This is a genomic window from Pedobacter vanadiisoli (genome assembly GCF_042684385.1).
Classification (GTDB): Bacteria; Bacteroidota; Bacteroidia; order Sphingobacteriales; family Sphingobacteriaceae; genus Pedobacter; species Pedobacter vanadiisoli.
The window spans coordinates 342,442-354,895 of record NZ_JBHULL010000009.1; the positions used below are offsets into that span (position 1 = coordinate 342,442).

Consider the following 12,454-nt stretch of genomic DNA (forward strand, 5'->3'; position numbering starts at 1 on the left):
ACAAAGACCATGAAAATATTATCGGCTTTAAAAATATATGTTGCAGTGCTAGGATTGCTGCTGTGTACAGCAAAGTCCTTCGCACAAACTGATCCGCATTTTTCACAATATTATGCAAACCCATTGTATCTTAACCCGGCCCTGACGGGAGTAATAGATGGCGATTACCGTGCAACTGTAAACTTTAAACAACAATGGAGCGCGCTTAATAGCTCTTTCTTAACGGGTGGTGCATCTTTCGATATGGCTCCTAAAAAGAACTTCGCATTTGGTGCAACCGTTTTAAACCAGAGGGCCGGAGAGCTTGATTTTAATTACCTGTCGGCCCTGGTATCGGGCTCGTACCGTTTAAGGTTTGGTGCCGAAGGTTTGCAGATGGTAAGCTTTGGATTACAGGCCGGTGTAATTAACCGCAGTTTCGATTTCTCTCAAGCCAGGTTTGGTAACCAGTTTAATCCAATTTCAGGCTATGATGGCGGTATGATGAGCGGCGAAACACTTTCATCCCAGTCCTCTTTGGTTCCTGATGTAAACGCAGGCGTAATGTTTTTTGATGGTAACCCTAACAAAAGTGTAAATGTTTTCTTGGGAGCAAGTGCAGCGCACTTAACACGGCCGATGGATCGTTTTTCAGGCTCAAACTCGCGTATTCCTATCCGTTTTACCGCACATGGGGGAGCACGTATCAAAGCCTCAGATTTATTGGATATTGTACCCAATGCATTGTTCATGTACCAGGGCAATACAAACGAAGTTTCCTTAGGTGCTTATGCACAGCTTAATGTTAACCCATCAGCAAATATCCTGTTTGGTGGCAATTACCGTAATAAGGATGCTGCAATTGCCTTTGTGGGCTTACAGTTAAAGAACATGGTGTTTGGGTTAAGCTATGATATAAATACCTCTACATTTAATCGTGCTTCCAATAGTAACGGTGGATTAGAGCTTTCCATATCACTTATTGGCCGTAACGGAATTATTGGTCCGAATTTCTTTTGTCCACGTTTATAATTAATCAAATGGAGCGATCATGATTTTATGATCATGACCGCTTCATAACCATTGAAACAAGTTTAGAAAGATGAAAAAAATATTACTCTTTTTGTTAGTGGCACTTGGCGGTTTTGCAAACGCGCAGTATGTGGTAAATTATAAAAAGGTTGCCGATACTTATTTCGAAAATAAGGATTATTATGCGGCATCAACTTTTTATAAAAAAGCCTTAAAAATTACTGGCGATAGTACCCAGGCCATTTTACCGTATGGTATGGAAAGAAAATCGGCAACTAATGATAAAGTGATAGAAGATTACGAAGGATCGATTTATAACCTTGCAGAGTCAAGTAGATTGTACAGGGAGTTTAACGAGGCTGAAAAATATTATGCTATAGCGATAACCTTTACCAATACACGATATAGAAAGGCATTATACTATTATGCAGAAAGCTTAAGGGCAAATAAAAAATTTAACCTGGCTATTGATGCTTTTCAACAGTTTATCCAGAAAAATCTGGGTGATGCATTAGCTAAAGATGCCCAAAAGGAAATCGAATCGTGCAAATTTGCGATCGATGAAATGCGCTTTCCACGCATGGTACAGGTTAAAAAAGTACCTGGCAATGTAAATGGTTTAGGATCCAATTATGCTCCTGTTAAAATTAATAACGAGTTGTATTTTACTTCATCTCGCCCGGTTGCTGTAGGGAGTAAGAAAGACATGGTTAAAACAGATGCCGGCGAAGTTCAGGTATCAACCAAAAGCAATCCATTTATTAATGGCATTTATGTAGCTAAAGGCGGATTAACTTCAACAGATATTGCAGTTAAAAAAATTGATATCAGCTTTCCTAAAAATATGGAAGCTGCTGCTGCTGCTTTTACTCCCGATGGAAATACGGTTTACTTCACCGCTTGGAAGGATAAAGAAAAATATGCTATTTATTCTTCAAAAAAAACTGGTGATAAATGGTCAGATCCACAACCTGTTGGTTTACAGGTGAACAGTAAAGATTTTAATTCATCGCAGCCTTTTGTGACCAGCGATGGTAAATTCCTCCTTTTCTCTTCTGATAGAAGTGGCGGTTATGGTAAATTCGATCTTTGGTATTGTGCCATAAGGGAAGATGGTTCATTAGGTCAGGCTGTAAATTTTGGTCCGGAGATTAATACCGAAGCCGACGAACGTGCTCCATATTATAACACCTTAACCAAAAAGTTATTGTTCAGTACTGACGGCCGAATAGGTTTTGGAGGTCTTGATTTCTTCGAGTCAGAAGGTGATCTGGTAAATTGGTCTAGTCCTAAAAACCTGGGTTATCCATTCAACTCATCAAAAGATGATCTTTACTTTACCGCAACCGATGATAAAGGTACGAAAGGTTATATTAGTTCTGATCGCGAATCGTCATGCTGCTTAGAAGTATTTGAAGTGAAAAAAGAATACCTTTCTATAGCAGGACTTTTAACCGATTGTAAAACTAAATTACCATTAGCAGGTGCCGATGTAACCCTAACCAATGCAGAAGGTTCTCAGAAAATAACAACCGGAACCGATGGTATTTACAGGTTTAAGGTAGATTCGAAAAGACCGATCAAATTGCTCTTTGCAAAAGATAATTATTTTGCAATTACTAAAAACTATGCCTATGAAGAACTGGCGAAGGCAGATACCTTAATTTATAAAGATTATTGCTTAAGTCCTTTCAAATTAGGTATCCCAATAACTTTAGAAAACGTTTATTACGAATTTAATAGTGCCGAACTCACCGAAGCTTCTAAAAAGGTATTGGATTTTCTGATCCCGATTATGGAAGATAACCCTGGAATGGAAATAGAACTAGGTTCACATACCGATAATATTGGTACAGATGAATATAACCTGGATCTATCCAACAGAAGGGCAAAATCTTGTACTGATTATTTAGAAAGCAAGGGAATTGCAGCTTCCAGAATGACTTCTAAAGGATATGGAGAATCAATGCCGATTGCGCCAAACGAAATTATCGTTAAACGTAAGAAAAAAGATAATCCTGAAGGAAGAGCAAAAAACAGAAGAACAGAATTTAAAGTGACCAAAAAATAATAAACAATTAACATCCCGGAGAGCCATCTTTTTTTAAAAAAAGATGGCTTTTTTTATGGCTTTTTCATGAAATGAAAAGATCCTTGGTTCATAATACGGGTTTGCAATCCCGGTAAAACGGAGGCTAATTAATTGTTGCTTAGTGGAGGCACGAACCAGGGCATTTGAGCTTTAATCCAATAGCAAATTTTTAATCTCAATTCTTCCTTTGCCCCAGTGCCCTCACGGACCAAAAAACGAATTAAGAGGCTAACGAAGTCCATTACATTTTGAGGTTAACCTTGAATTAAGATTCACCAATTATGAGCTGAGAACTGATAATTAAATTAATCTTTGTAATTTTCGGCTATCATATAAACGCGATGAAGCTGAATATCCAACCAACCATAATTTTTAGAACACCTAAATTTTCATATCAATCCGAACTGGTAGATTGTTGGGAGGAATTAAAACGCGCTATTTCTGTATCTTCAGCAGCTTTTTATGAAACCATAAAAGAGGTAAAGGCAAGCGAACTCAAAGATCTTCCCCCTAGGGTTTATTTTACCATCTGGAAATATTTTAACCGTGCAAAATTCCGGTCGACACCTTATGGCACTTTTGCTGGTTTCAGCTTGTTAAATAATGCCATAAAGCCATCTGAAAGCAGAATCGTAATTGAAGAGGCTCAAAAGGTCCGCGAACTGATAGATTGGCCTTACAAAAATAATATTCAATTGCCTTTAGCAGACCTGTTGCAAAAGAATTGCCTCCTATTTAGTAACAGCAGTTATTATTTAACGCCCAACAGTATCCGGTATATAGCCTGTACCGAAGGTGTTTTCGAACTGGCCGAGTTAGATCAGGATGACTTTGTAAAACAGATACTGGCAGCCTGTTTAAAGCCCGTCAGGTTTAATGATCTGATAAAACAATTAAATCTTAGCGATGCTGAAACCCATAATCTATTTGATTTGCTGCAGGATATGCATGATTTGCAGCTTATTTTTACCAACTATGATCCTAATATTATAGGTGATGATTATTTTGAACGTTTAGGCCTCACGGCTGCAGCCAGGCTGCCGAAATATCTTATTGCACAACGCACAGCTTTATCGGGTGGTATTAATGAACGTTTGTTTCAGGCCATTCCAGGTTTGATCAATACACTGCATAGTATAATTCCGGCAAAAGATCGTGATGCCCTTAGCCAGTTCCAGGCGAGGTTTAGGAAGAAATTCGAAGATCAGGAAGTACCGCTTTTATTAGCGCTTGATCCGGAAATGGGGGTAGGGTACGATGAGTTGGAGCAGTCAGGTCAAAACAGCGGGTTTACCACACGTTTCAATAATAAGCCCCCTAAAAAAGCAGAGGTAGAAAATATAAAAACGGCATTAAAATCCTATCTGACGGAGCAAAACTTCGAAAAAGGTAAAGTTATTTACCTGAACAAACTAGATTTGAAGCCGAATCAGAAATTAGCACCTCTTCCCAATTCGTTTAGCATGGTAATGTCGCTTCATGAAGATTTGATTTTTATTGAACAGATGGGGGGAGCAACATCGAATGCACTGAACGGAAGATTTACTATGGCTGCAGATGAGGTAGCACAATATGCTAAAAACATTGCAACTGCAGAACAAGAGTCAAATCCGGAGGTACTGTTTTTCGATGTGGCTTACATGGTAGAGGCCAATGTAGATAATGTAAACAGGCGAAAACTGATTTATGGGCATCAATTATCCATCTTAAACTTTGATACCTCCGCATCGCCACTCGCCTTAAACGATATACAGATTTCAATTCGAGGCACAGAAATTATTCTTCGCTCTAAGCAATTAAATAAGCGGCTTGTACCAAGAATGGCTTCTGCATACAACTACATACGTTCTGATCTTTCTGTATTCCGGTTGCTGTGCGATTTGCAATATCAGGGCATACAGGCAAATCTTTCTTTTCAACTTGATGCCGTTTTCCCGGACCTGGATTATTATCCAAGGCTACAATATCAAAATATCGTTTTAAGCAGTAATAAATGGAGAATTAAAAAAGAAGCCCTTTTAGGAAACGATCAAAAGCCACTGTCTATCGCCAATTTTAGGTCGTACCTGAGCAATTTAGGCGTTAGCGAATATTTTAAAGCAGGTATATCCGATCAAACCTTGTGCTTTGCCCTTCAAAACGATGATGATATTGGTGCTTTTTTGCAGTACCTGCAAAAAAATGGAAGTACTTACATAGAAGAAATGTTACTGCCTCAAAACAGTATTGTGATTGATGAGGCCACTAAGCCCTATTTAGCGCAGTTTGTAATAAGCATAGGTCACAATGAACAAATTTATCGGGGTTTGACTAAAACACTCGTAAATGAAGAGGTAACAAGATTTTTCTTACCAGGAAAAGAATGGTTGTATTTCGAAATTTATTGCCACCATCAGCGTGGTGATCAGATTTTGGCAGAAATAATCGCTCCCTTTGTATCCGGTTATACAGATCTTATTAAAGCGTGGTTTTTTATCCGCTACAATGAAAATGGAAACCACATCAGGTTTAGGATTCAACTTAACGATCCAGTAAACGGACAGCTATTAACATCAAAACTTATGGATGATCTTGACCTGTTCTTAAATTCGGGTCTGGTGTCTGATGTGCAGATTAAAACCTATAAGCGTGAGTTAGAGCGTTACGGCAGTAATATGATCGAACAGGTTGAGCAGCATTTTGCCATTGATAGCGAATTTGTATTATCGCTTTTGGAAACCCAGACTGATGATTTCAACAAATATCAATTATGTAGCCTTTTGTTTTCAAAGATTATCGAATCTAATATCATAGATAAGGTTGCCATGAATAAAATTGTGAAATTAATGTCTGATAGTTTTAATGAAGAGCACCGGTTAGATGCAGCCGATTTTAAACAATTAAATATTCATTATCAAGAGTTTCGAAAAACAGAAAGTACAGCATTAATAGCAGGGCAGCAGAAAGCCTTTGACCTGTTTTCGGGTTCGTTTAACAAAATTCTTAAACTTTGCAGTCCGGAAAATGCACCAAAGCTATTGACCGATTTAATCCATATGCATGTAAACCGGCTTTTCAGCAAAGATCAGCGGACTCATGAAATGATCATGTACTATTTTCTGCTAAAAGATATTCAGCGCCAGAATGCTACGAAAATTTAGCGGTTTAACTTAGCCAATGGATTCAGGGCCGTTACATTTATTTCAGTAATATAACGGTTAAGCGGATCTTTGTAATGCCTGAATTCATAATCATTGCCATAAAAACTACTCAGGCGCTTGGCAATATTCTCAATTCCAACATGATGGCTTTCCGTCTGCCTGCCCTTATTGTCATTGATCATGTTGATGGTGCTGATATTAAGTTTGTCTTTTTGATAAGCAATTTTAATAAGTGCCTGTTGAGTAGAATGCGAAACATTTCCATGCTTAAACATGTTTTCCACTAGCGTTAATAAAATAAGCGGCGGAAATCTTAACCCGAACATATCACCCGTTACCTCGAGTTCCAGGTTAATTGTGTTAGCGGTACGCAGTTTATGGAGGTTAATCAGATGTTCAATTTGCTCAATTTCTTCACCCAAAGGAACCATCTCTGATGCTTCAGGCCGTTTTAATGCATAACGCATCATTTCTGACAGATTCATGATGGCGTCTGCCGCCATTGGCGCCTTTTTGCGGGCATCATTATAAATAAAGTTCAACGTATTAAACAGAAAGTGCGGGTTGATCTGACTGCGCAGGTAATCGTTTTGCGATTGAACCAAATCATTCTCTAAAGCCTGCTTTTCGATTTGGGTAACAAGATTCTGTCTTTCCAGCGCCTCTAATCTTTTTTGATCCTGGAATGATTTAATAATATATACATAACCGGTAGAATAACCAATATAGAGTATACACCTGTAAACACAAGATAATATAAATTCGCGATCTAAGAATCCTATTGGACTTTTCGTTAGCAGCCCTATTTTTTCAAACAAAATGATCAGTAGAAATGTAGAAACTGTATATCCGGAAATTACTAATGTAATCAGAGATACAATTTTTAATATTTTTAATGATTTCGTTAGCGTTGTTAATGCTTTCTTAAAGAAAAAACCATAAATATAGAATGTAGAAATATTAACAATGTAAACGAGTAAATAAGCGGCAGGTTGTCTGAACCTGTTGGTTACCAAACCAAGAATAAATACTTCATAAACGATGTAAAGACTCCATACCAATAGGTGAAACTTGTACTTTTCGTAGAATGTTTTTAAGTTTAAAAAGTTCATTTTTTTTCCTTTAATCTATTGAAATGGGGTTTTTATCTCCCAAAACTGGGGGTTTGTGTAAAAAAATGGTTGTAGTTAGTTTTGACATGCATCTTTACAGAAAATTAATAACAAAAATAATTACAACAGTTAATATACAACATTATGAAAGCTCAAAATACAACTGCCACAACTAAACTTGCTAAAAAAACTGCTTTTATTTATAAAAACATTAAAGCTCAAAATAACTATTCTACAAGTCCAACAGGCGATATGAGTCATAGCGTAATGACAAGCTTCATTGTAGATGTAATATAGTTTATTCAGAAATACAGTAGCTACGGGTAAATTTGCTAATAAGCGTTTTGTTTATAAAAAATATTAAGGTTCAGAACCATTAAGCAACTCATCTGAGTTCTGAACAAAGCCATGCAATAATACTGATCGACTGGATTTATACTGTTTTAGGATTATTGATTCCTGTTGGATTTTAGTAAACTGCTTTGTACATAGGCGAAGAAAGTATCTTTATAACCTTCGCCAATTTGTATCATTTCGTTATTTACCAAACGGATTATATTTCCATCTACCTTTTTAATTGCAGCCTTGGCAACAATATTAGATTTATTAACACGTATAAATGCGTGGTTTTCTAAAGCCTTTTCAATTTCCTTAAGTGTAAGATAGGTAGTATGGGTTTCAGATTTGGTAATAATCTGTATATAGTTCTGCAGTGCCTTGATGTAAAGTATTTCGTCTATTGCAATATTGGAAAAAGCATATTTATGGTCGCCTTTAATATATAGGGCTGCTGCCGGCTCTGCTTCTTTGGGAGTAACTTTTGTGCTGTTTGCTTCTTTCTTTAAAATCCTGTCGATACCTATTGCAAATTTTGAAAATGAAATGGGTTTTAACAGATACTGATCCGATTGTACGTCAAATGCTTGCAAGGCATAATCCGGATGCGCTGTAGTAAAAATTAAATACTTTGCTTTTTCCCTGATATTTTTGGCCAGTTCTAATCCATTTATTCCCGGCATATCAATATCCATAAATAATAAATCAATTTCGTCTTTTAAACTTATCTCCGTAAGCGCCTGGACAGGGCTGGTAAAAGTTTTAAAAACTGTTAAACCAGGCATTTCTGCAATGTGATCAGTTAGTACTTCAATTGCGTGTTGCTCGTCGTCTATAACAACGCATTTTAGATTCATGGGTATAAATAGGTTTGTTTTGATTTGAATGCAAGTTAAATAAAAATGAATTGATTTAGCACATGGGCTAAAAAAAATCTTCAATCCGTTTCATCTAAAAAACTTAGGGGTTTCGTGTAAAATTCTGGGGGGTTCATGTAAAAAAATTAATCTCACCACTTCTTTTCTTAATCTTTATACTGTTTGCCAAAAACACATAATTAGAAGTGAAAACTGCTAATTGAAAAAAAACATCTACCTGCCCAATTTTGTGTAGCCTGTTATATAATAAAATTAAAAACAGGCCATACAATACTGGGTTAAAATTTACTTAAAACAAAAACCGAAAAACAAAGAAATATTCCCCTACACCTACCAAGTCTCCACATGAAACACAACGAATACGAATATTTACTGAACAAAATCTACTACAAGGGGATTCTGAAAAATCAAGGAATCAACTCGGATATGTACCAAAGAATGCAAAATGAATATAGCAATCTTGACGGACAAAGCATTGTTAAGGGTCAGTTGGAGGGCGATTATGCATTTAGAAAATCTTTCCTGGTAGTACGCAACTACGTTCAGCAGGCCATTAAAGATGGTATGAAAAGCCTTCAGTTTACAATGCAGGCAGCTGATATCAATAAATTAACATACATGGTTGATATGTTAAACAGAAACTTTTTTGATAAGCAAAGTTTAGATCAGATTATTATCACCGCTAACTCGGTATTTAATCAGTACAATTTAAAAAACTAACCACCTAATAAGAGATAAAAACATGGAATTGAAAGACGAAATCGGGCAATTTGCCGTAAGAATTAAGAAAATGCTTCCACAAGTTCAATCTGAGGATTTAACAAGGAATGCGTTAGTTATGCCTTTTATCCAAATCTTAGGATTTGATCCTTCTGAGGTTCAATCTGAAGCTGTTTTAGATTTTGGGGTTAAAAAAAGTAAAAAAGTTGATTATACCATTATGAAAGATGGCGAACCAACTATTCTTGTGGAATGTAAACATCATAATGATAATTTAGATATTCACGATTCACGTCTTTCGAAATACTTCCGTAAAACAAAAGCTAAATATGGTTTATTAACCAATGGTTTAGTATATCGCTTTTACACAGAGAAAATGGTAAGATCAAAGAAAAATCAGGAACCATTATTTGAATTTAAAATAACTGATACTAAAGCGGCAATCATTGCCAAAATGATCGAAGATCATAACGTTGCTTCAATATAGCCCGCATTAATCTAGTGGCAAGCTCAACAAGATTAATTTTAATCGAAGCACTTCCGAAAATTATTACTTAAAAGCCCTGATCTGATCGGGGCTTTTTTATATCCGGTGCCAAAAGAAAAAGGGAGAAACCGATCCGGTTTCTCCCTTTACCATTATAAGTGATTTACTGATTAAATTAGTTCTACACTTCTGCTTACAAAAGCTGTCAATTCTGCACCTGTTAACATACCTTGTGCTAAAAGCGCTAAATCTACAGCTTGTTTGGCCAGGTTGCTTTGCTCTTCTCCTTCAGCTTTTAAAATTTTACTTATCAGCTTATGGTTTCCGTTAATGGCAACCTTATAGTTGTCTGGCATTTGGCCATAGAAGCTCATTCCACTACCCATTGCAGCCATATCTTTCATCCGACGCATAAATTCGTCCATGGTAATGGTAACCGGTAATTCTTCAGGGTGTAAAGCCACAATTTCTACATGCATACCAGGTTTGATAACTGCTTTTTCAAAAATACCAGTTAATTCTTTTACCTGCTCTTCGCTTAATACATGCTCATTCTGTTCGTCTTTTTCAATTAATTTGTCGGCAACACCTGAATCCACACGTTTAATCGATGTTTTTTCCAGTTTTTGCTCTAACTGATTGATAAAGTGGTTGTCAATAGGCGAATCCAATACCAGAACATCATAATCCTTTTTATTGGCCGATTGGATGAAAGCATCCTGTTTAGCGGCATCATTGGTGTATAAATAAACCACAGTACCGTTTTTATCAGTCTGTAAAGGAGATACTTTTTCTTTGTATTCAGGAAGCGTAAAGAGCTCATTTTTAGTGTTACCAACCAAAGCAAAATCTTTGGCTTTATCGTAAAACTTCTCTTCACTGATCATACCGTATTTAACGAATAAACCAATGTCTTTCCATTTGTCTTCATAAGCTTTACGGTCTTTTGCAAAAAGTTCAGCAAGCTTATCGGCAACCTTTTTGGTAATGTAGTTATTGATCTTTTTAACATTGCTGTCAGCCTGTAGGAAACTACGCGATACGTTTAATGGAATATCAGGCGAATCGATTACACCGTGCAATAGCATTAAAAATTCCGGTACAATATCTTTAACCTCATCGGTTATGAAAACCTGGCGTGAGTAAAGTTTGATCTTGTTACGCTGTATTTCGAAGTCGTTTTTCAATTTAGGGAAATATAGAACCCCGGTTAAATTGAACGGATAATCAACATTAAGGTGGATCCAGAATAATGGTTCTTCACTAAACGGATATAATTCGCGGTAAAAACTCAGGTAATCCTCGTCTGACAAATCTGCAGGAGCTTTTGTCCAGATCGGGTTGGTGGTATTGATAATGTTATCAACTTCAACATCCTTATATTTTGCTTTACCCTCTTCATCAACGCCATCTTCAACTGATTCCGTTTTGGTGCCGAATTTAATCGGAACAGGCAAGAATTTAGCATATTTATCCAGGATTCCCTGAAGTTTGCTTTCTTCTAAAAATTCTTCAGAATCTTTATTTACATGAAGGATGATGTCGGTACCACGTGTAGTTCTGGTGCCTTCTGTAATTTCGAATTCGGTACTGCCATCGCAAACCCAACGTGCAGGTTCTGCACCATCTTGATATGATAAAGTTTGAATCTCAACTAAATCTGCAACCATAAAGGCCGAATAGAAACCTAAACCGAATTTACCGATGATTTCATTGGCATCTTTCGCATCTTTAAATTTTTCTACAAACTCACTTGCACCAGAAAATGCAACCTGGTTAATGTATTTTTTGATCTCTTCGGCAGTCATCCCCAAACCATTATCACTAACCGTGATGGTTTTGGCCTCCTTATCAACCGCAACCTGCACCAACGGTGCGCCAACTTCTCCGTTAAACTGACCTAATGAGGCTAACCTTTTAATCTTTTGAACCGCATCTACTGCGTTAGAAACCAATTCACGAAGAAAGATTTCGTTATCAGAATATAAAAACTTTTTAATTATCGGGAAGATATTCTCGGTATGTATCGAGATATTTCCTTTTTCCTGTATGCTCATACGTAAATAAATTGTTTAAATCTACATCCGACATAACAAGGGTTGTTCCAAAAGGATTTGTTTGCCAAAATGACAGATTTGAAAAGGTAATTGCAATAAGGTTGAGGGTAGAAAGTGCAAATAAAGATATCGCAGAAAAAGAAAAGCCAAACAACGGCATGTTATTTGGCTTTTAAAATTGTATATGATGTTCTCTAATTTAAAAGAAAACTGGGCTTATCTTCTTCAAGGGAAAGAATTTTGCTGATTTTTTTAAGCAGCACATCCATTTGGAACGGTTTTGATAAGAAATCATCCTGGCCGTAGTTTAAAGTCGTAAAATCTTTAGGGTCATATAAACCAGAAATAAGTAAAATTGGAATTTTAGAGGTGCTTTCAATAGATTTTAACTGTTCGCATAATACACGCCCATCAATATGGCCCAGAGAAATGTCTAATAAAATTAAATCAGGATTAAATTTTTCAATTCTGTTAAAAATCTCTTCGCCATCATTCAGTGCCGAAACTTTAAACCCCCCGATTTCCAGTATTAATTGTATGGTTTCTAAAACCTCAATATCATCGTCTACTACCAGTATTCTCTTCATATGTGTTAGCAATTATGCGCCATTAAGCTTATAA

10 protein-coding genes are annotated in these 12,454 nt (G+C 36.6%); 6 read left to right on the top strand and 4 right to left on the bottom strand.

The features are described 5' to 3' along the window. Positions 1–9 precede the first annotated feature (9 nt). From ACFSR6_RS12625 to ACFSR6_RS12635, 3 genes are all read left to right on the top strand, one after another. Positions 10–1,011, top strand: a complete 1,002-nt coding sequence (locus ACFSR6_RS12625) for a PorP/SprF family type IX secretion system membrane protein (RefSeq protein WP_379079405.1) — start codon at positions 10–12, stop codon at positions 1,009–1,011. 70 nt (positions 1,012–1,081) lie between these two features. Beyond that, positions 1,082–3,082 (top strand): OmpA family protein, encoded by a 2,001-nt coding sequence (locus ACFSR6_RS12630; protein WP_379079408.1) that lies wholly within the window; start codon positions 1,082–1,084, stop codon positions 3,080–3,082. Positions 3,083–3,444: 362 nt separating this feature from the next. Next, a complete protein-coding gene (locus tag ACFSR6_RS12635; protein WP_379079411.1) occupies positions 3,445–6,243 on the top strand; it encodes a lantibiotic dehydratase in 2,799 nt (932 codons plus the stop codon). Here ACFSR6_RS12635 and ACFSR6_RS12640 read toward each other — a convergent pair. Continuing rightward, entirely contained in the window at positions 6,240–7,355 is a 1,116-nt protein-coding gene (locus tag ACFSR6_RS12640) for a sensor histidine kinase (protein ID WP_379079414.1), read from the bottom strand. The two genes, ACFSR6_RS12635 and ACFSR6_RS12640, sit on opposite strands and share 4 nt — an antisense overlap. Positions 7,356–7,499: 144 nt before the next feature. Here ACFSR6_RS12640 and ACFSR6_RS12645 point away from each other — a divergent pair, with 144 nt between their 5' ends. Next, positions 7,500–7,652, top strand: coding sequence for a hypothetical protein (locus tag ACFSR6_RS12645; protein WP_183767802.1), 153 nt, complete (start codon positions 7,500–7,502; stop codon positions 7,650–7,652). A 152-nt stretch (positions 7,653–7,804) separates the two neighbouring features. Here ACFSR6_RS12645 and ACFSR6_RS12650 read toward each other — a convergent pair whose 3' ends face one another. Next, positions 7,805–8,548 (bottom strand): LytR/AlgR family response regulator transcription factor, encoded by a 744-nt coding sequence (locus ACFSR6_RS12650; protein ID WP_379079417.1) that lies wholly within the window; start codon positions 8,546–8,548, stop codon positions 7,805–7,807. Positions 8,549–8,914: 366 nt separating this feature from the next. On the opposite strand from ACFSR6_RS12650, the gene ACFSR6_RS12655 reads away from it, so the two are divergent. Together ACFSR6_RS12655 and ACFSR6_RS12660 are read left to right on the top strand one after the other, a co-directional pair. Then, the gene (locus ACFSR6_RS12655; RefSeq protein ID WP_379079420.1) at positions 8,915–9,289 is read left to right on the top strand and encodes a hypothetical protein; all 375 of its coding nucleotides are present in this window, start codon (positions 8,915–8,917) and stop codon (positions 9,287–9,289) included. A 22-nt stretch (positions 9,290–9,311) separates the two neighbouring features. Then, the gene (locus ACFSR6_RS12660) at positions 9,312–9,776 is read left to right on the top strand and encodes a type I restriction enzyme HsdR N-terminal domain-containing protein (protein ID WP_379079423.1); all 465 of its coding nucleotides are present in this window, start codon (positions 9,312–9,314) and stop codon (positions 9,774–9,776) included. 170 nt (positions 9,777–9,946) lie between these two features. Here ACFSR6_RS12660 and htpG read toward each other — a convergent pair whose 3' ends face one another. Continuing rightward, complete coding sequence (htpG, locus tag ACFSR6_RS12665) at positions 9,947–11,833, bottom strand: molecular chaperone HtpG (RefSeq protein WP_379079426.1); 1,887 nt, start codon at positions 11,831–11,833, stop codon at positions 9,947–9,949. Positions 11,834–12,027: 194 nt separating this feature from the next. After that, a complete protein-coding gene (locus ACFSR6_RS12670; protein WP_379079429.1) occupies positions 12,028–12,420 on the bottom strand; it encodes a response regulator in 393 nt (130 codons plus the stop codon). Positions 12,421–12,454: the final 34 nt, after the last annotated feature.

Coding starts and splice junctions, on each gene's coding strand:
- ACFSR6_RS12660 (WP_379079423.1), top strand. CDS start 9,312: ATGGAATTGAAAGACGAAATCGGGCAATTTGCCGTAAGAATTAAGAAA.
- ACFSR6_RS12630 (WP_379079408.1), top strand. CDS start 1,082: ATGAAAAAAATATTACTCTTTTTGTTAGTGGCACTTGGCGGTTTTGCA.
- htpG (WP_379079426.1), bottom strand. CDS start 11,833: ATGAGCATACAGGAAAAAGGAAATATCTCGATACATACCGAGAATATC.
- ACFSR6_RS12640 (WP_379079414.1), bottom strand. CDS start 7,355: ATGAACTTTTTAAACTTAAAAACATTCTACGAAAAGTACAAGTTTCAC.
- ACFSR6_RS12635 (WP_379079411.1), top strand. CDS start 3,445: ATGAAGCTGAATATCCAACCAACCATAATTTTTAGAACACCTAAATTT.
- ACFSR6_RS12650 (WP_379079417.1), bottom strand. CDS start 8,548: ATGAATCTAAAATGCGTTGTTATAGACGACGAGCAACACGCAATTGAA.
- ACFSR6_RS12645 (WP_183767802.1), top strand. CDS start 7,500: ATGAAAGCTCAAAATACAACTGCCACAACTAAACTTGCTAAAAAAACT.
- ACFSR6_RS12655 (WP_379079420.1), top strand. CDS start 8,915: ATGAAACACAACGAATACGAATATTTACTGAACAAAATCTACTACAAG.
- ACFSR6_RS12670 (WP_379079429.1), bottom strand. CDS start 12,420: ATGAAGAGAATACTGGTAGTAGACGATGATATTGAGGTTTTAGAAACC.
- ACFSR6_RS12625 (WP_379079405.1), top strand. CDS start 10: ATGAAAATATTATCGGCTTTAAAAATATATGTTGCAGTGCTAGGATTG.